Source organism: Planotetraspora thailandica, assembly GCF_016863335.1.
Classification (GTDB): Bacteria; Actinomycetota; Actinomycetes; order Streptosporangiales; family Streptosporangiaceae; genus Planotetraspora; species Planotetraspora thailandica.
On sequence record NZ_BOOR01000063.1, the window covers coordinates 1 to 18,372 of the forward strand.

Consider the following 18,372-nt stretch of genomic DNA (forward strand, 5'->3'; position numbering starts at 1 on the left):
AAAAAATAATTCAGTCGATTGAATCCGCATCGTGGGATGGTTCGATATCACCACCCAAGGCTCGCCAGAGCCGTACCGGGCACGAGGCGGGCATCCGCGGTCGTGCCGGCCGCCGGGACCCCTCCGGCATCATCGCCGATCACGGATTGGGCATATCAAAATAACTAAACGAACCACCGCGAAGCCATAGTCCGGGCACACGTTGCTTCGCCGACTCCGGACCTATCTGCCGCACAAATAACAAAAGAAATACGACTAACCGCCGGCGATTCACCGCCTGAGCAAACCCGCCCGGCGTGATGCCGTTCTACAGCCGCGCCAGATAGGCGTACGTGCCCGGGAGCGATCCGTTGTGCCACGTGTTCAGGTGCCCCCGTGACCTGGCGCACGTACCAGCCGCAGCCGTGCCACGACCCGTCGGTGCTGATCCCGATCTACGGCTTCACGACCATCGTCGCAATCGAAGCGGCGTTGAGCACCGGTCCCGGCGCGTCGAAGATCCCAGCGCCGCCCCGCCGCCCGTGCTGGCCGCAACGTGCGCGCCAGGACGAGTTTGCCGTTCTTGACGACCGCGAGCTACGCGCAGCCGATGGAGCTTTCGGCGATGTACGTCTTCATCACCGTGTCCAGCCCGGCCGGCGACGAGGGCACGACACCGCGGACGGGCACGTCGGCGGGGCGGGGAGGCAGGGTTCCGCTGATCGGTCCGGGCGCCGCGATCGACAGGTTTCCGGGTCTATCGTCCGGAGTGTGAAGATGCCCGCTGCGATGACCATGCCGGCGACCGTCCACGAGGCCGAGGCGATCCAAGAGGATCTCCGTACGCGCCTCGATCCCACGGGTCCGGGGCCCCGCGACCCCGCGCTGGTGGCGGGCGTCGATGTCGCCTACGCCGGCGACCGGCTCGCCGCCGCGGTCGTCGTCCTCGGCGGGCCGACTCTCGAGGTGGTCGAGCAAGTCACCGTGCCGGGGCGGGTCGCCTTCGACTACGTGCCGGGTCTGCTGGCCTTCCGGGAGTTGCCGAGCCTCGTCGAGGCACTGGAACGGCTCACCGTCACTCCCGACCTGATCGTCTGCGACGGGTACGGCGTCGCCCACCCGAGGAGGTTCGGCCTGGCCTGCCACCTGGGCGTGCTCACCGGACTGCCCACCGTCGGCGTCGCGAAGACCGCCTTCGTGGGCAGTCACGAGGAGCCGGGCCGGGAGCGCGGCTCCTGGAGCGAGCTGCGCCTTGACGGCGACGTCGTGGGGCGTGTGCTGCGAACCCAGGACAGGATCAAGCCGGTCTTCGTCTCCACCGGTCACGCGGTGGACCTGGAAACCGCCTGCCACAACGTGCTGGCCCTCACTCCCCACCACCGGCTCCCCGAGACGACCCGGGCCGCCGACCGGCTGTCACGCGACGCCCTCCAGGCCGCGCTGAAAGGCGTCGGGTTCAACTCCCGTTAGCCGGGCCCGGCCGTCTCCGCGAGGTACGCCGCGGCGACCCTCTTGGGCACGACCATGCGCCAGGCGTCGACGACCAGCTCGCTCATCTCGGCCACGTCGATGGCCGCGAGCCGGACACGGACCCAGTTGTAACGCTCGTCGGACGGGCGGGGCATGCGGAACTTGTCCGGCTCTGCCGCGATGAGCGCCGCCCGTTCCTCCTTGGGGAAGGCGAACCCCATCGTCGTCTCGTCCGCGGAGATCGCCACGTAGACGATGCGTCCGACGCGGAAGGTCACACGATCCCTGACCAGCTTCTCCTCGGTCCGGGGCAGCGCCGAGGCGACCCGGCGCACGTCCTGCGCCGTGATCATCCAGCGAGGTGGCGCTCGACGGTGGCGACCTTGGCCTCCAGGCGGCCGTCCCCCGGCCGGGAGTCCGCCTTCAGGACGACGCTCACCCGTGACGAGCGCGCCTCGACGGCCGCGACCGCGTCCTTGACGACCGCGAGCACCTCGTCCCAGGTCTCGCCCTCGACGGTGGTGAACATGGCGTCCGTCCGGTTGGGCAACCCGGACGCGCGCACCACGCGGACCGCCTCCGCCACCAGCTCTCCCACGTCCTCCCCCGTCCCGATGGGCGTGACGCTGAAGGCCACCAGCACCGACATGGCTCCCCCTCACAATTGATGGCGTATGAACCGGCAATCGCGAGCGTAGCCGCCCCCACCGACAACACCCGCAGGCGGCCGGGAAGCCGGGCGCCGCCGCGTTTGTTGACGTGGGCCGTGAGCATCACCGTCAGCGGCCCGCCCGGGGAGACGACCGAGGTCGACGTCGTCGTGATCGGCGCGGGACAGGCCGGGTTGTCCAGCGCGTACTTCGTGCGCCGATTCGGGCTCGGGTTCGTGGTCCTCGACGCGGAGACCGGGCCGGGCGGGGCGTGGCGGCACCGCTCCCCCACCCTGACCATGGAGAAGATCCACGGCATCTTCGACCTGCCGGGCGTGCGCCGGACGCCGGAGATCGACCCCGGCCGCCGGGCCGCCGAGGCCGTGCCGGAATATTTCGCCGCCTACGAGCGGGAGACCGGGCTGCCCGTGCTGCGCCCGGTGAAGGTGCGGTCGGTGCGCGACGCCGGCGACGGCCGGCTGCTGGTCACCTCCGACGACGCGGCCCGGGTCTGGACGGCGCGTGCCGTCGTCAACGCGACGGGGACCTGGAGGCGCCCCTATTGGCCCTACTACCCCGGCGGCTCGCAGTTCCGCGGCAGGCAGTTGCACTACGCCGCCTACCGGGGACCCGAGGAGTTCGCCGGCCTCAGGGTCGTGGTCGTGGGCGGCGGCGCCTCGGCCACCCACGTGTTGTCGGAGGTGGCGGGCCTCGCCGCGCGGACCCTGTGGGTGACCCGCAGGCCGCCGGTCTTCCACGACGGCGACTTCGACGAGGAGGCACGGCGCGAGGCGGTCGCCCGGGTCGACGCGCGGGTGCGCGCCGGCCTGCCGCCGCAGAGCGTCGTGGGCGCCACCGGCCTCGGCTACACCACCGTCGTACGGCAGGCCATGGACAAGGGAGCGCTCGACCGGCTGCCGATGTTCGACCGCATCACCCCGTACGGCGTGGCCTGGGACGACGGCCGGGAGACGGATGTGGACGTGATCGTCTGGGCCACCGGATTCCGCTCGGCGATCGACCATCTCGCGCCGCTGAAGCTGCGCGGGCCGCTCGGCGGGATCACGATGGACGGCACCCGCGTGGTCGCCGATCCCCGGATCCACCTGGTGGGATACGGCCCCTCGGCCAGCACGGTCGGGGCCAACCGGGCCGGCAGGGCGGCGGCCCAGGAGATCCGCCGCCTGCTGGCCGCACACCAGGCGGCCTGAAACCGTCAACCAGGCCTGAACGCGTGGACCAGGCCGGAACGCGTGGACCAGGCCTGAAACCCGTAAATCCAGGCCCGAGCCCCCGAGATCGGGCCTGGACTCCGCGGCCTCGTTACGCGGCGAGTGCGTCCACCGACACCTGCCAGAGCAGGGCGGCGGCCTCCGGGTCGAGCGCGTACGCCGCGACTCCGCTACGGGTGCCCTCCTGGTGCGGCTCGGCCTCGTTGCAGTCCTCGAAGTAGCGGCCGCCGACGCCGTCGAGCAGCGGCGAGATCGCAAGCAGGAGGGACGTGGCGGCCCCCTGCTCGGGCGTCTTCCAAGTGACTCCGGCGGCCCTGCTCCGGGCGAGCATGCCGTCGAGGTCCTCCTGCGGGAGGTGGCGCTGGAGGTTGGTCCGGATGCCGCCCGGCATGAGCGCGTTGGCGGTGATGCCGTCGTCCGCCCAGCGCCGGGTAGCCTCGACCGCCAGCAGCACGTTGGCCGTCTTGGACTGCCCGTAGGCCGACCACGGCTCGTAGGGCCGCTCGCGGAAGTGGATGTCGTCGAACACGACGGGCGAGCGCAGGTGCGCGCTGGAGCTGACCGAGACGACGCGGGCGCCTCCGGCCGCCGCGAGCGCCCGGTGCAGGCCCGTGGTGAGCGCGAAGTGGCCGAGGTGGTTGGTGGCGAACTGCAGCTCCCAGCCCTCGGGCGTACGCGTCTCCGGGGACGCCATCACGCCGGCGTTGTTGACCAGGATGTGCAGCGGCCCCTCCCAGGCGGCCGTGAACGACGCGACCGACGCCTGGTCGGCCAGGTCGAGCCGCCCGACATGGACCTGCTTGTTGCCGGTCGTCGCGACGATGTCCTCGGCGGTGCGTTCGCCGGCCGCGAGATCGCGCACGGCCAATGTGACCTCCGCGCCCGCGGCGGCGAGGGTGCGCGCGGTCTCGATGCCGATGCCGGACGCCCCGCCGGTCACGACGGCCCTCTTGCCGGTGAGGTCGACCCCGGCCGCGACGTCGGCGGCGGTCGACTGGGCGGTGAATGGGGTGGTGATGCGTGTGGTCGAATTCATGATTCTTCCCGCTTCGCCGGAAATACCGTATGGCGCGCACCGAGGCCGGTACGCTGGTAATCGGAGGATCCTCCGGTATGTGTTCCACTCTAATCGGAGGTTCCTCCGGTTAGCAAGTTGCGCCTCGTAGACGGACAATGGCCCCACAACGCCCCGATGAGGAGGAGACTGTGGCACCCCGACCGCTGCGCGCCGACGCGCGGCGCAACCGAGACCGGCTGCTCGACGCCGCGGTCCGCGCCTTCTCCCAGGACGGCCCCGATGTGACGCTCGACGCGATCGCGAAGGACGCGGGCGTCGGCATCGGCACGCTCTACCGGCACTTCCCCACCCGGGAGGCCCTCGTCGAGGCCGCCTACCGCAACGAGCTCGCACGCCTGTGCGACGCCGCCTCCGAGCTGCTCGACACCTTGGAGCCCGACAAGGCCGTGCGCGTCTGGATGGACCGCTTCGTCGACTACATGACGACCAAGCGCGGCATGGCCGACGCGCTGCGGGCGGTGATCGCGTCCGGCGGCGACCCGTACGCGCAGAGCCGTGACCGGCTGATCGACACGATCACGACGCTCCTGCGGGCGGGTGCAGGAGCGGGCACCGTGCGGGCGGACGTGGAGCCGACCGACGTGCTCGCGAGCCTCAGCGGCGTGTCCCTGATCACGAGCGATCCCGGCAGGCGGGAGCAGGCCGGTCGCCTGCTCGACCTGCTGATGGACGGCCTGCGTTACCGCGCCGGCACGCCGGGGGACTGATCCGCAAGGCGGGCGGCCTCGCCCGCCACCGCGTGCCGCAGCTCCCTGATGCCGGGCCGTCCCCGCAGCGGGTGCACGTTGTTGGTGAGCAGCACAACGGTCAGGCCGCGGCAAGGGTCCACGACGAGTGACGTGCCGGTGAATCCGGTGTGGCCGAAGGCGCCGGTCAGCGGACCGGTGGAGGCCGGATCGCCGATCCGCACACCCAGCCCCTGCCGGAAGGCCGCGCCTTCGACGCCCTGGTCGCGGGTCATCTCGGCGAGCGCGCCCGGCGAGAGCACACGATCGTCGCCCGCGCGCAGGAACTCGCCGAATCGCAGCAGGTCCGCGGCGGTCGAGAACAGCCCCGCATGCCCCGCGACGCCGCCCAGGGCGTAGGCGGTCTCGTCGTGCACCTCGCCCCTGACGCAGCCGTCCGCCTGTCGTTCGGGCTTGTGCTCGGTCGCCACGATCCGCGGCCGTGCCGCCGGTTCTGGGCGGTAGCCGGTGTCGGCGAGGCCGAGCGGCCCGGTGACGCGTGCGCGCACGAGCACGTCGAGTGGCGCCTTCCCCGCGATCTCCGCGACACGGCCCGCCGTGATCATGCCGACGTCCGAATAGACGTACGGCCCGGGCGGGGTAGCGGCCGGGGTGGCCAGGATCGTGTCCCACCGGTGTTCGCGGGGCACTCCTTCGACCCGGTTCCCGGGCGGCAGGCCCGCCGTATGGGTGAGCAGATGCCTGAGCGTGATCAGCGGCCGGTCTCCGTAGTGGCCGGGCAGCCAGGCGGCGACGGGCGCGTCAAGGGACAGCCTGCCGTCGTCGGCGAGCGACAGCAGGACGGCCGTGGTGAACAGTTTGGTGATCGACGCCAGGTCGAAGATCGAGTCGAACGCGACGGGAGGGCGCTCGTGAAGCGGTTCCTCCGAGCCGCCGGCGTATCTCACCGCCTCCCCCACCGCCGCGGCGGCGACCGGCCGTCCGTCCACGGCGATCGTCGCGACCGCGGCGGACGCCACGTCCGGCACGGCCGCGCGGAGGATCGGCTCAAGCATCCGGGGCGTCCAGCCGGCCGCCCCGCGCGGCGAGCAGCGCCCGCGCCGCGTCGGCGTCCAGCCCGTTCCTGATCATCGTGACGGCGGTCTTCACGTCGTGACCGGCGGCGTCCAGGGCGGCCCGGACGTCCTCGGGCCCGGCTCCGGTGATGTCGGCGACGATCCGGGCGGCCCGGTCGGTGAGTTTCGTGTTGCTGGCCGAAACCTCGATCATGTAGTTGCCGTACGTGCGGCCGCACCTGATCATCGTGATCGTCGAGATCATGTTGAGCACCAGCTTCTGGGCGGTGCCCGCCTTCAGCCGGGTGGACCCGGTCACGATCTCCGGCCCCACGATCACCTCGATGGCGTGGTCGGCGGCTGCGGCCAGCGGGGTGCCGGGATTGCACGCCAGCCCCACCGTCAGCGCGCCCCGCGCACGGGCCTCGGTCACGGCCCCGACCACGTACGGCGCCCGCCCACTGGCGGAGATCCCCACCACGCTGTCACGAGGGCCGACCCCCAGGGCGCTGACGGCCTCGGCACCCGCCTCCGCGTCGTCCTCGGCGCCCTCGACCGACCGGGTGAGCGCGGGATCGCCCCCCGCGATGACGCCCACCACCTGATCAGGGTCGGTGCCGAAGGTCGGAGGGCACTCGGAGGCGTCCAGCACGGCCAGCCGGCCGGAGGTGCCGGCGCCCACATAGAGCAGCCGTCCCCCGGCGGAGAACCGCTCGGCGATGCCGTCGATCGCCGCGGAGACGGCGGGCAGGGCCAGGGCCACCGCACCGGGCACGGCGGCGTCGGCCGCGTTCATGAGCCGGGCAATCTCCTCCGTCGGGAGCGTGTCGATCCGGCTGTAGCGGGGATCGCTCTGTTCGGTGGCCGCTAGTGATTTCATCCTGTTCATCCTATTTGGGTACGTTTTCATGATGACGCGTGTCCGTACGGGGCTGGAACGGCTGGTCGCCGCGCCGCGGCCGGTGCGGGAGGGCCGCGCCGGGCTGGTCACCAACCCCACCGGAGTTCTGCCCGATCTGACCCCGGCGGCACCGGCCCTGCTCGCGGCGGGCATGCGCCTGACCACGCTCTTCAGCCCCGAGCACGGTTTGCGGGGCACCGCTCAGGCGGGTGCGGGCGAGGCCGACTCGACCGATCCGGTGACCGGCCTGCCCGTTCTCGACACGTACCGCAGATCGGCCGACGAGCTCGACCGGCTGATCTCCGCCTCCGGGGTCGACACGCTCGTGTTCGATGTGGCCGACGTGGGCGCCCGCTTCTACACCTACATCTGGACCATGTACGACCTGATGGCCGCCGCCGCCCGCCTCGGGTTGCGGTTCTTCGTGCTCGACCGGCCCAACCCGATCGGCGGTGTGCTCGTCGAGGGGCCCCTCGTCGAGCCCGCCTGCGCGAGCTTCCTCGGCCGGGCCCCCATCCCCGTACGGCACGCCCTCACGGCGGGCGAGCTGGCCCTGGCGTTCAACCGCGAGATCGGCGCGAAGCTCGACGTGGTGGCCCTCGAAGGCTGGCGGCGGGAGATGCACTTCGACGAGACGGGCCTGCCCTGGGTGATGCCGTCGGCCAACATGCCGACCCTGGACACCGCCCTCGTCTACCCGGGGACGGGCCTGCTGGAGGGCACGAACGTGTCGGAGGGGCGCGGGACCACCCGGCCGTTCGAGCTGGTCGGCGCGCCGTACGTGGACGGACGGCTGGCTTCGGAGTTGAACGGGACCGGCCTGCCCGGAGTGGTCTTCCGCGACACGTGGTTCACGCCGACCTTCGGCAAGCACGCCGGCGTGCCGGTGCGCGGGGTGCAGGCGCACGTGACCGACCGGACGGCCTTCCGGCCGGTCCTGACCGGGGTGTCGATGCTCCATGTCCTGCGCACGCTCCATCCGGGTGAGTTCGCCTGCCTGCCCTTCCTCGATCTGTTGTGGGGCTCGGACTCGCTGCGCGGCCGCCTGGAGGCCGGCGACGACCCCCGGAGCCTGTGCGCGCCGGTGCCGTGGCCCCCCGAAGACGGCCTGCTGTACGTGTGACATCAAAGCGGCCGGCGGTAGAGCCAGAAGACCCGCTCGACCCGGGCACCGAGCGCCTGGGAGTAGAACTTGACCGGCCCCACCCACCCGATCTGCACACTGCTCAGACCGGCCGCCGCCTGCTCGGCGAGGCAGCGGCGCACCAGCACCCGCCCGACCCCGAGCCCCCGCGCGCACTCGGCCGTGCCCATCGGGCCGAACCACAGCGGCCGCGAGCCCCACGCGGCGAATCCGATGACCTCCCCGTCACGCATGGCGTAGTGGCACCCGGTCGCCTGCTCGACCTCCCAGGCCCAGGCGTCGTTCCAGTGCTTCCTGGCGAATTCGGCCACCGCGGCGCGCTCCCCGGCCGGGGCGGAGTGCAGGGTGACCTCGGCCAGCGCGAGGCGGGCCAGGGCGGTGTCGTCGGCGTAGGCTCCCGCCGCGGCCGGGTCCGCCGTCATGTTCCAGGCCACGCGGTATCGCTCGTAGCCGAGGCTCTCGGCCAGGCACGCCGCCGGGGTGTAGCGCACGTCGATGCCGGGCCAGGCGTAGCAGGGCGGGTTGCCCGCGAACCTGACCTCCGTCGCCCCTTCCGCATGCAGCCAGTCCTGCGCCGCCTCGACGAGCGCGCGCCCAATGCCGTGGCCCTGCGCGGCGGGATCGACGGCGATCAGGTCGATGTGCCCAGTGCTGATGTGCCCGGTGCCGCCGTCGGACGTGGAGGCGAAGACCACCCCGTCCAGGTCGGGCGTGGCCAGGGTGACGCGGCGGCGGCCGGGCGGCGGGGCGGCGAGCCGCCGCACCAGCAGCGGCGCCTCACGGTCCGCCCAGAGCGCGGCGTCGGCCAGCGCCTCGACGCGGGCGTCCGGTTCGACCGGACGGATGTCGCTCACGTGTGCACCCCCTGAGGGATCACGCTCCTGCGCCGGGGGTGGAAGCATGCGTGGAGCTGGACGGTCCCGTCGCCGGACAGGACGGGACGTTCGTTCTCGCAGCGGTCGGTGCTGAAGGGGCACCTGCGCGCGAACAGGCAGCCGGCGTCCGCCTGCCCCTCGTCGAGCGCCTCGGTGGGCACGACCTGCTCACTGCCGGGCCGTTCCAGTCCGTGCAGGACGGGAATCGCCGACAGCAGCGACTGCGTGTACGGATGCACCGGGTCGGCGATGATCGTCTCGGTGGGACCGCGCTCGATGACCTGGCCGCGGTAGATGACGTAGACCTCGCCCTCGTCCCCGATGTAGCGGGCGGTCGCGATGTCGTGCGTGATGAACAGCACGCTCACGTGGAGCCGTTCACGCAGGTCGCGCAGGAGCCCGAGGATACCGAGGCGCAGCGAGACGTCGATCATCGAGACGGCCTCGTCGGCGACGAGCATCTCCGGGTCCATGGTGAGCGCGCGGGCGATCACCACGCGCTGGCGCATGCCGCCTGACAACTGGTGGGGGTAGCGCGGCAGCACGTATCCGGGATCGATGCCCACCAGGCTGAGCAGTTCCTCGGCGCGGCCGTCCACCCACGATCTCGGGCGGCCCGTCTGGCGGGCGCGCAGCCGCAGCGGCGCCTCCAGCGTCTGGTGGATCGTGCGGGTGGGGTTCAGCGCCGAATAGGGGTCCTGGTGGATCAGCTGGATCCTGCGGAAGTACGGCTGGCGGCGGTGGTGGCTGAGCGACGACATCGGCGTGCCGTCGATCACGATCTCCCCGGAGTCGTAGGTCTCCAGGCCCGCGATGATGCGCCCGAGCGTGGTCTTGCCGCAGCCGGACTCGCCGATGAACGAAACGGCGCCGCCCCTCTCGATGGCGAAGTCGACGCCTCGCAGGGCCGGGACATCGCGCTTGCCGAGCACGCTGCCGCGCTGGCGGAACGTCTTGGTGATCGCCGTGCCCGTGATCACGCGTACTCCCTCCGCTTCACCGCGGGCGAGGGCCGTCCGGTCGCGTGGCAGGAGACCGTCCTCCCGTCGTGCGTGACCGGCTCGGGCTCCACCGTGTCGCAGATCTCCATGCGCCTGTCGCAGCGCTCCCTGAACACGCATCCGGCGACGGGAAGGGTGCCGAGTGTCGGCGGGCGTCCCGGCAGGGCGCGGGCGAGCGAGATGTCCCCGGACAGGCGGGGAATCGCCCGGATCAGGCCCTGGGTGTAGGGGTGGCGGGGGCCGCCGAGCACCTCCGCGATCGGGCCGTGCTCCACCACCCGCCCGCCGTACATCACGGCGAGGCTGTCGGCGACCTCGGCGACCGCGCCGACGTCATGGGTGATGACGAGCGTGGTGAGCGCCCGCTCCTCGTGGACCTCCCTGATGATCCGCAGGATCGTCGCCTGGGTGATCATGTCGAGCGCGGTCGTCGGCTCGTCGAGCACGACGACCTGGGCGTTCAGCACGAGCGCGAGCATGATGCCCACGCGCTGGCGCATGCCGCCGGACAACTCGTGCTGGTGGGAGTCGAGCACGCGGGCTCCGTCGAGGCCCATCCGGGCCAGCAGGCCCTTGGCGTCGCGGACGAGCTCGCGCAGGTCGTCCACGTCATGGGAGCGGCCGAGGTCGAGCAGCTGCTTGCCGATCGTCTTGAGCGGGTTGAGGGAGTTCTGCGCTGCCTGGAAGACGTAGCCGACCTTGCGCCCGCGGGCGCGGCGCAGCTCCTCGCCGCCGAGGGCGAGCACGTCGCCGAGTCCGTCGATCTCCACGCTGCCCGCGCTGATGCGGCCGGGCGGCTGCACGGCGTTCAGCAGGGACAGCGCGAGGGTCGACTTGCCCGAGCCGGATTCGCCGACCACTCCGGTGATCGTGCCGGGGGCCAGCGTGAGGTCGACGCCGGAGACGGCGGGAAGCTCACCCGCGGGCGTCTTGTAGACCACCGTGAGGCCGCGGATGCGGACACCAGGGGCGGCGGCGGAATCTCTGGACAAGCGGGTCACTCCTCACGAAGGCGGGGATTGAAGATCTCGTCCATGGCATCGACGATGAGCACGATGCCCAGCGTGAGCAGCAGGATCGCGATGAGGGGGGCCAGCAGGTACGGCAGGGCCGCCGGGGTGGTGAGGGCTCCGCCGCTGAAGACGGCGAGGTTGAGCATCACGCCCCAGTTGTTGGCGTCGAAGGGCAGCACCCCGAGAAAGAACAGGCCCACCTGGGCGTAGACGGCCCCGGTCACCGCGATCAGCATGTTCATCGCGATGTAGGGGGCCATGCTGGGCAGCAGCTCCCGCCCGATGATGTGCGTCGTCGGCAGCCCCAGCCCCCTGGCCGCCTCGATGAACCCCCGCTCGCGCAGCGACAGCGTCTGGGACCGTACGGCGCGGGCCACCCCTCCCCACCCGAGCAGGCCGAGGACGAGCCCCATGGAGAGCGGGCTGGTGAACTTCCACACGGTCGACAGCACCAGGAGCAGCGGCAGGCCGGGGATGGCGAGGTTGAGGTCGGTGAGCCGCATGAGCGCGGTGTCCCAGCCGCCGCGCCTGAATCCGGCGAACAGCCCGATGGCGGTGCCGAGCGCGACCGTGATGACCGCGGTGGCCAGGCCCGTGAGCAGCACGTACCTCGCGCCGGTGACGACGAGGGCCAGCACGTCGGTGCCTTCGAAGTCGGTGCCGAAGGGGTGCTGAAGGCTCGGCGCCGCGTAGAGCGCGTTGTCGTCGCGCGGCAGGTTGGCCGGGTAGAGCAGCGGCCCGACGACGCCCATGACGGCGAAGCCGACGACGATGACGACTCCGGCCATCCGGCTGGGTTTGCGGCACAGCACCCGCCACACGCCGCGCCAGAAGTTGCGGCGCAGCGCCGCCCGGGTGGTGCCCGCGGCCACCTCACCGGCGCCGGGGGGCAGAACGGTCACGGTCATGCCGTCTCTCCACTTCTGACCCGGGGGTCGATCGCCGTGTAGAGCAGGTCGGCGACGATGTTGGCCACCACGATGCCCACCGTGATCACCAGGAAGGCGCCGCCCATCAACGCGTAGTCGCGGGTGCTGATGCTGTTGACCAGCAACAGCCCGAGACCTGGGTAGTTGAAGATCTCCTCGATGAAGATCGAGCCGCCGAACAGCATGCCGATCGACAAAGCGAGGATCGTGAACAGCGGGAGGATCGCGTTCCTGGCCAGGTAGCGGAAGACGAAGCCGCGTCTGAGGCCGCGCAGCTCGGCCGCCAGGATGAAGTCGTCGCCGAGCACGGCGACCACGTTCGACTTCATCGCCAGGATCCACCCGCCGTAGCTGGCCAGCGTGTACGTCGCGACGGGGAGCACCGCGTGGTAGACCAGCGAGCCGATGTATCCGGCGTTGAAGCCCGGGACGTAGGCGACGTCGACGGGGCCGCCGGCCGGCAGGATCGGCCACAGCGTCGTGAAGATCGCGGTGAGCAGCAGCCCGATGACGTAGACGGGCACGCCGTGCAGCAGCGACCCGGACAGGGCGAGCAGGTCGCCGAGCTTGCCGGAGCGCTTGATCGCGGCGTAGACGCCCATGGTCACCCCGAGCAGGAAGCTCAGCAGTGTGCCCGCGAGCACGGGCAGCACGGTCCACTGGGCGGCCGAGCCGATCAGGCTGGTCACCTTGACGCCGGGCGTGCTGAGCGACTGGCCGAGGTCGAGGTGGAGCAGCGACCACATGTAATCGACGTACTGGTGCCACAGGCTGCCCGTGGGGAGGAAGCCGTACAGCACGGCGGTGGCGCGTTCCGCCTGGTCGGGTGACATCCCCTTCTGCAGAAGGGTCTCGTACATGCCCTGGACGGGGTCGCCGGGGATCTCCCTGATGATGAAGAAGCTGATCGTCGCGACGACCCAGATCATGACCAGGCCGCGGCCGATGTGGCCCGCCACCCTCCGGGCGATCGCGGCCCCCTGGGGGCGTTCCCGCACCGCTCGTGTCATGCCTGCCTCTTCCTGATCATTCCGAGTTGCATCCACACGCCCGACGACAACCGCAGCGACTGGTCGTCGTCGGGCGGGAAGCCGGTGTACCTGGACGTGTTCACGAACTGGGTGTTGACGTAGTCCCAGAGCTGGATCACCGGCAGCTGCTGGTTGGCCGTCCGGGCCAGGACAGCGACGATTTTCTTCTGCTCGTCCTGTGAGGCGTAGCCGAGCCGGCTGGTCAGCTCACCGGGGTCGACCGTGGTCGTGCCGTCCGGTCCGGCGACGGCGACCTTCTCCGGCCCGCCCATCCAGTTGCCCTGGGTGCCCGGCGCCACGTGCTCGAGCCGGCCGCCGAACATCTGCCAGCCGTTGGCCTGGCCGAAGAGACGCTGGAAGATGTTGTACGGCGAGGGCCCGAGACCCATCAGCCAGAAACCCACATCGTACTTTCCCGCCGCCAGCTCGGTCAGATAGAGGGTGTAGTCGGCCGAGGTCACGACGGTCGCGTCGATGCCGTGGTCGGTGAGCTGGCTGCTGATCGACTTGGCCGCCGAGACCCAGTCGGAGAAGGCGGCGGGCACGTGGATCTGCACCGTCCAGGGCTTGCCGTCGGGCAGCGCCCACTTGCCGCCCCGCCGGGTCATGCCGGCGGCCTTCAGCTCGGCCGCGGCCTTGGCGGGGTCGAGCCGGTAGGGGTCGAGGCCGTTGAACGCCTGTCCCAGCCACACCTTGGCCGCCGCCGCGTGGATGCCGGACGTCGTCTCTGAGGCGGTGCCGCCCTCCGGAGAGGCGATCTTCGTCACCTGGGCCCGGTTGATCAGGTAGGCGAGTGCGCGGCGCACGTGCACGTTGTCGTACGGCTTGTGCGCCTGATTGAAGGCGAGCGAGGTGGAGACCGGGGAGAAGCCGGAGATGACCTTGCTGCCCCTGACCTGGCGGATCCGGTCGAGCACGGCGCTCGGCACCGACGTGAAGGGCGCGTTGTCGAGCTTCCCGGCGATCAGGTAGTTCCAGATCTGCTCGTTGCCGCTGTAATTGAGCATCTCGACCTTGTCCGGCACGATGAGCCGGCGGTCGTAGAAGTAGGGATTGCGCGTGAGCAGGGCCGCCCCGGGGTTGACCCGCTCCAGCACGAACGGTCCTGCGGACACGTCGTGGGGCGGCGAGAAAGCGATGACCTTGTCCGCGAGCCCGGTGATCACGTTCTTGTCCCGATCGGCGGCCGGGCCCTTGCCGGTCTGGGCGACCTTGAGTTTCTGCCAGAAGTCGGCGGGCAGCAGCTGCCCGAAGACGTGGGCGGGCACGATGTCGGTCGAGAGCAGGTTGCTGAGGAACATGTTGCTCTTGTTGGCGCCCTGCGTGATCCGGATGGTCTTGGGGTCCACGACCTGGATGGAGGCCGCGGCGCCCGCCGCCTTGGGGTCGATGGCGTAGGCCGTGCCGCCCTGGGTGTACGCGAGGCCGATGGACACCCGGACGTCCTCGCTGGTCACCGGCTTTCCGTCGGACCACCGGGCGTCCGGCTGAAGGTGGATCACCACCGCCGACTGGTCGGGGGAGACGTCCCAGCTGCGGGCGATCGCGGGATAGAACTGGTTCGGGTCGATGGGGTCGTTCTTCGGCCAGGCGAGGGCCATGCCGTTGTATCCGTCGAAAACCGAGCCCACGGGATTGAAGGGATTGATCGGCGCGCTGGCGTTGATCTGCTTGCTGCCGTCGATCGTGGTGTAGATGCCTCCCTGACCCGAGCTCTCCGTTCCGGCACTTCCGCACGCGGTTGCGGTGGCGATCGACGCCAGAGCCGCGATCGCCGCGAGTAGCTTCATGGGCTGCTCCTGGTTCCCGGTTGCCTGGACAATACGGGCGGCGCAGCGGCGACGTCAATTTTTTCCGTCTGTGTATACGGCCATGAAGTTAATTTTTACTCGGGTCTTCTACCTGCGGAGATGCCGTACGAGTGCGGCGCCGGGAGTCGCCGAGGAACCGGTCGAGCGCCCCCCTCGTCGCCCGCAGAGCCCCGTCCGACGCCTCGAACGTGCGCTGTGCGACGCCGACGAAGACGCAGTCGACGATGAGCAGCTGGCTGATGCGACTGGCCAGCGCCCCAGGCCGGAAAGCGGTCTCCCGGCCCGCGGAGACGAGCACGTGCGCAGCCGACGCGGCGAGCGACGAACGCGGGTGGTTGGTGATCGCGACCGTGACCGCGCCCGCCTCCCGCGCCGTCCGCACCGGCTCCAGCACGTCGGGCGTCTCCCCCGTGCAGCTCACGCCGATCGCGACGTCGGACGGCCCGGCGAGGGCGGCGGCCGTGAGCGCCAGGTGGGCGTCGGTGAAGGCGTGCGCGGCGACGCCGATCCGCAGCAGCTTCTGCGCCATGTCGGTGGCGACCAGGCCGGAGGCCCCCACGCCGAACACGCTCACCCGGCGGGCGGCGGCCACCGCCTCCACGACCGCGCCGAGGCGCTCCGGGCTGAGCTGGGCCGCCGTGTCGGCCAGCGCCTGCGTCTCGGCCCCCGCGACCTTCGCGATCACCTCGGCCAGCGGGTCGCCCGGGGCGAGGTCGCCGGGCACCAGCCGCTCCTCGCGCGCCGACGCCGCCGCCAGCGCGAGCCTCAGCTGGGAGTAGCCGGTGAACCCGAGAGCGCGGGCGGTCCGCACGATCGTCGCCTGGCTCGTGCCGGACGCCTCGCTGAGCTCGGTGATCGTGCTCCTGGCGACCGTGGCCGGGTCGTCGAGGATCAGCCGGGCGATGGAGCGCCCCGCCGGGGTGAGGGAGGGCAGCACCGCGCGCACGGTGGCGACGAGGGTCGCGGCGGGCTCTGACGTGGGGGTGGTCATCGGGCTCCTTCGAGAACCTTCACGGGGATGTTCGGGGGATTTACGGGGGAATCGGGGGTCAGGGGATCTCGGTCAGCCAGCGCGCGGCGGCTCGCGCCGACGCGGCGGAAGCGCCGTACGTGGCGAGGTACACCGCCCCGGCGGGCGTTCCGGGCACCCCGGTCTCGACGACCACGGCGTCCGGCCTGGCCCGTACGGCATGCTCGAGCAGGCGCCGGATCCAGGTGTGGCGGGCGGCGTCGCGCACCACGACGACGAGCGGGCGGCGGGTGTCGGTGAGGTCGGGCAGGCTGCCGCCTTCCGCGACCTCCACGAGGGTGGTGCCCGGCAGGGCCTCCTCGATGGCGGCGCCGACGCGGACGGGGGCGGCCCGCCCGACGGCCTGGGTGGGACGGGCCGTCATCTCCACCACGAGGGGGGCCGTCCGGAGCACGGGGCGGCTCGTCGCTCCGGGCACGCCGACGGCGCGCAGCGCCGCCGTGGCCGCCGCCAGGCCCAGGCCGTCTCCGTTCGCTCCTCCCTCGGCGACGCCGGCGGCGGCACGGGCGGGAGCCTGTTCGGCGTGCCGGCGGGCGAGATCGAGCACCCGGCCCGCCGCCTCGGCCAGCCGCTCCCCGGGCAGCCGGCCGTCGCGCACGGCGGCGGCGATCGCGTCACGCAGCGCGTACACGCTCTCCCCCTCAGGGGAGGAGACGCCGACGCAGATCGCGTCGGCCCCGGCGGCGAGGGCCCGTACGGCGATCTCTTCGGGCGGGTGGAGCGATGCGACCGCGCGCATCTCGATGGCGTCGGTGACGACGAGCCCGCCGAATCCGAGCTCGTCGCGCAGCAGACCGGTCATCATGGCGCGGCTGAGCGTGGCCGGGTTGAGCTCGGGATCGAGCGCCGGGACGACCAGGTGCCCGCACATGATCGCGTCCACGCCCGCCGCGACGGCGGCGCGGAAGGGCACGAGGTCGCGCCGTTCGAGCACGTCACGCGGCGCGCGAACCGTGGGCAGCGCCACGTGGGAGTCGGTGACCGTGTCGCCGTGGCCGGGGAAGTGCTTGGCGCAGGCGGCCACGCCCGCGCTCTGGAGGCCCTCGATCCAGGCGACGGCGTGCCGGGCGACGCGCTCGGGGTCGGAGCCGAACGACCGCACTCCGATCACCGGGTTGCGCGGGTCGGCGTTCACGTCGACGACGGGCGCGTAGTCGAGGGTGATGTCGGCGGCGGCGAGCAGGCGCCCGATCTGGTGGGCCACCGCCCGGGTCAGGCGCACGTCGCCGGCCACGCCGAGGGCGAGGTTGCCCGGCCAGGAGCTTCCCGTTCGCGCCTCGAGCCGGGTGATCGCGCCGCCCTCCTCGTCGACCGCGACGACCACTGCCGGGTTGTCCTCGCGCAGGGCCGCCACGAGCGCGGCGGTCTGGCCGGGATCGGCGAGGTTGCGGGTGAACAGCACGGCCCCGCCGAGGCCGTCCGCGAGCGCCCGGCGCAGCCACGCCGGCGGCGTGGTGCCCTCGAACCCCGGCTGCAGGACGGTCATCGCCATCCGGTCGAGTTCGGCCGATCGCCCCATCACGCCTCCTCGGCGGCCCGGCCGGTGAGCCGCAGGTGAGCGCGCCGGGCGTGCTCGGGCGGCAGTGCGGCGCGCAGCGCCAGCGCCGCCGCCCCCGCGGCGCCGTCTCGCGCCGCCACCCACGGGACGCGTTCGCCGAGCTCTGCCCGGACCCTGCGGGCGAGCTCGGTCGGCTCGGTGAGGAGCGAGCCCGCCAGCACGAGCGGGCCGCCCGGTCCCCTGTCCCGGACCACTTTCGCCGTACGGCACAGCCGCCTGGCCGCCTCCTCGATGATGTCGGCGGCGACCGGGTCGCCCTGCCGGGCGGCGGTGTCGGCCACGGGGGCGAGCGTGGCCAGCCAGGCCCCTCCCCTGGCGGCGACCTGCTCGTAGACGGCCGCGACGATCGCCGGAACCAGGTCGTCAGGCCCGCCCTCCGCGGCGCCGAGCACGGCCTCGGCGACCAGCTCGACCAGCATGGTCGGGGCCGTGCGACCGTCCAGGGCGGTCAATGCCCGGGTGAGGGCGTGGCGCCCGATCCAGACGCCGGAGCCCTCGTCGCCGAGGAGCCAGCCGAGCCCGTCGGCGCGCCGGACGACCCGGCGGTCCTCGATCCGGGCCGCCACCGCGCCCGTGCCCGCGACCAGCACGGTGCCGTCGGGGTCGGGCACGGCTCCGGTGAAGGCGACGAGCATGTCGGGCACGACGGACGGACGGCCGGGGAGCCGCGCCGCCCGCCACGCGCCGGCGGCCAGGGCGTCGGCGCGGGCCGTCCCGGCCAGGCCGACGACTCCTCCGGCGACGCGGGACCGGTCGAGGTCGCCGAGCGCCGATTCGATCGCCGCGAGGAGGCCGCCGGCCGGGTCGGCGGCGGACAGCGCGTTGGCGCCGCCCGCCCGCCCGCGGCCGGCGATCTCTCCCGTCTCCCGGGCGACGACGCAGCGGGTGCTCGTCCCACCCCCGTCGACCCCGACGAACAGCGCCGTCAC

19 protein-coding genes are annotated in these 18,372 nt (G+C 72.1%); 5 read left to right on the forward strand and 14 right to left on the reverse strand.

The genetic code is table 11. The features are described 5' to 3' along the window. Positions 1 to 562: 562 nt before the first annotated feature. Complete coding sequence (locus Pth03_RS33250; protein ID WP_203948423.1) at positions 563 to 754, forward strand: hypothetical protein; 192 nt, start codon at positions 563 to 565, stop codon at positions 752 to 754. Between the two features lie 2 nt (positions 755 to 756). Next, complete coding sequence (locus Pth03_RS33255; protein WP_239119568.1) at positions 757 to 1,449, forward strand: endonuclease V; 693 nt, start codon at positions 757 to 759, stop codon at positions 1,447 to 1,449. On the opposite strand, the gene Pth03_RS33260 is transcribed toward Pth03_RS33255, so the two are convergent. Next, positions 1,446 to 1,802, reverse strand: a complete 357-nt coding sequence (locus Pth03_RS33260; protein WP_203948424.1) for an MmcQ/YjbR family DNA-binding protein — start codon at positions 1,800 to 1,802, stop codon at positions 1,446 to 1,448. The two genes, Pth03_RS33255 and Pth03_RS33260, sit on opposite strands and share 4 nt — an antisense overlap. Beyond that, positions 1,799 to 2,098 (reverse strand): thiamine-binding protein, encoded by a 300-nt coding sequence (locus Pth03_RS33265; RefSeq protein WP_275413263.1) that lies wholly within the window; start codon positions 2,096 to 2,098, stop codon positions 1,799 to 1,801. The genes Pth03_RS33260 and Pth03_RS33265 overlap by 4 nt, the downstream gene beginning before the upstream one ends. Positions 2,099 to 2,215: 117 nt before the next feature. Here Pth03_RS33265 and Pth03_RS33270 point away from each other — a divergent pair, with 117 nt between their 5' ends. Beyond that, positions 2,216 to 3,310 carry an NAD(P)-binding domain-containing protein gene (locus tag Pth03_RS33270; RefSeq protein ID WP_239119552.1) on the forward strand — a complete coding sequence of 365 codons (1,095 nt, stop codon included), beginning with the start codon at positions 2,216 to 2,218 and terminating at the stop codon, positions 3,308 to 3,310. Positions 3,311 to 3,422: 112 nt separating this feature from the next. On the opposite strand, the gene Pth03_RS33275 is transcribed toward Pth03_RS33270, so the two are convergent. After that, positions 3,423 to 4,367, reverse strand: coding sequence for an SDR family NAD(P)-dependent oxidoreductase (locus tag Pth03_RS33275; RefSeq protein ID WP_203948426.1), 945 nt, complete (start codon positions 4,365 to 4,367; stop codon positions 3,423 to 3,425). Positions 4,368 to 4,537: 170 nt separating this feature from the next. Between Pth03_RS33275 and Pth03_RS33280 the strand changes: the two genes are divergently transcribed. Beyond that, positions 4,538 to 5,116 carry a TetR/AcrR family transcriptional regulator gene (locus Pth03_RS33280; RefSeq protein ID WP_203948427.1) on the forward strand — a complete coding sequence of 193 codons (579 nt, stop codon included), beginning with the start codon at positions 4,538 to 4,540 and terminating at the stop codon, positions 5,114 to 5,116. On the opposite strand, the gene Pth03_RS33285 is transcribed toward Pth03_RS33280, so the two are convergent. Beyond that, positions 5,089 to 6,150, reverse strand: coding sequence for a serine hydrolase domain-containing protein (locus tag Pth03_RS33285; protein ID WP_203948428.1), 1,062 nt, complete (start codon positions 6,148 to 6,150; stop codon positions 5,089 to 5,091). The two genes, Pth03_RS33280 and Pth03_RS33285, sit on opposite strands and share 28 nt — an antisense overlap. Next, on the reverse strand, positions 6,143 to 7,030 hold the full coding sequence (gene murQ, locus Pth03_RS33290) for an N-acetylmuramic acid 6-phosphate etherase (protein ID WP_239119553.1): 888 nt from the start codon (positions 7,028 to 7,030) through the stop codon (positions 6,143 to 6,145). The genes Pth03_RS33285 and murQ overlap by 8 nt, the downstream gene beginning before the upstream one ends. Positions 7,031 to 7,058: 28 nt before the next feature. Here murQ and Pth03_RS33295 point away from each other — a divergent pair, with 28 nt between their 5' ends. Next, complete coding sequence (locus Pth03_RS33295) at positions 7,059 to 8,174, forward strand: exo-beta-N-acetylmuramidase NamZ family protein (protein ID WP_239119554.1); 1,116 nt, start codon at positions 7,059 to 7,061, stop codon at positions 8,172 to 8,174. A gap of 2 nt (positions 8,175 to 8,176) precedes the next feature. On the opposite strand, the gene Pth03_RS33300 is transcribed toward Pth03_RS33295, so the two are convergent. From Pth03_RS33300 to Pth03_RS33340, 9 genes are all read right to left on the reverse strand, one after another. Then, positions 8,177 to 9,049, reverse strand: a complete 873-nt coding sequence (locus Pth03_RS33300; RefSeq protein WP_239119555.1) for a GNAT family N-acetyltransferase — start codon at positions 9,047 to 9,049, stop codon at positions 8,177 to 8,179. Further along, positions 9,046 to 10,050 (reverse strand): ABC transporter ATP-binding protein, encoded by a 1,005-nt coding sequence (locus tag Pth03_RS33305; RefSeq protein ID WP_203948431.1) that lies wholly within the window; start codon positions 10,048 to 10,050, stop codon positions 9,046 to 9,048. Before Pth03_RS33305 ends, Pth03_RS33300 begins: the two co-directional genes overlap by 4 nt. Then, positions 10,047 to 11,063 carry an ABC transporter ATP-binding protein gene (locus tag Pth03_RS33310; protein WP_203948432.1) on the reverse strand — a complete coding sequence of 339 codons (1,017 nt, stop codon included), beginning with the start codon at positions 11,061 to 11,063 and terminating at the stop codon, positions 10,047 to 10,049. Before Pth03_RS33310 ends, Pth03_RS33305 begins: the two co-directional genes overlap by 4 nt. 5 nt (positions 11,064 to 11,068) lie before the next feature. After that, a complete protein-coding gene (locus Pth03_RS33315; RefSeq protein ID WP_203948433.1) occupies positions 11,069 to 11,992 on the reverse strand; it encodes an ABC transporter permease in 924 nt (307 codons plus the stop codon). Then, a complete protein-coding gene (locus Pth03_RS33320) occupies positions 11,989 to 13,023 on the reverse strand; it encodes an ABC transporter permease (RefSeq protein ID WP_203948434.1) in 1,035 nt (344 codons plus the stop codon). The genes Pth03_RS33315 and Pth03_RS33320 overlap by 4 nt, the downstream gene beginning before the upstream one ends. Next, on the reverse strand, positions 13,020 to 14,834 hold the full coding sequence (locus Pth03_RS33325; RefSeq protein WP_203948435.1) for an ABC transporter substrate-binding protein: 1,815 nt from the start codon (positions 14,832 to 14,834) through the stop codon (positions 13,020 to 13,022). The genes Pth03_RS33320 and Pth03_RS33325 overlap by 4 nt, the downstream gene beginning before the upstream one ends. A gap of 88 nt (positions 14,835 to 14,922) precedes the next feature. Then, positions 14,923 to 15,846 (reverse strand): MurR/RpiR family transcriptional regulator, encoded by a 924-nt coding sequence (locus Pth03_RS33330; protein ID WP_203948436.1) that lies wholly within the window; start codon positions 15,844 to 15,846, stop codon positions 14,923 to 14,925. A gap of 58 nt (positions 15,847 to 15,904) precedes the next feature. Next, positions 15,905 to 17,404, reverse strand: coding sequence for a glycoside hydrolase family 3 protein (locus Pth03_RS33335; protein WP_203948437.1), 1,500 nt, complete (start codon positions 17,402 to 17,404; stop codon positions 15,905 to 15,907). Further along, entirely contained in the window at positions 17,404 to 18,372 is a 969-nt protein-coding gene (locus Pth03_RS33340; protein ID WP_239119556.1) for an N-acetylglucosamine kinase, read from the reverse strand. The genes Pth03_RS33335 and Pth03_RS33340 overlap by 1 nt, the downstream gene beginning before the upstream one ends.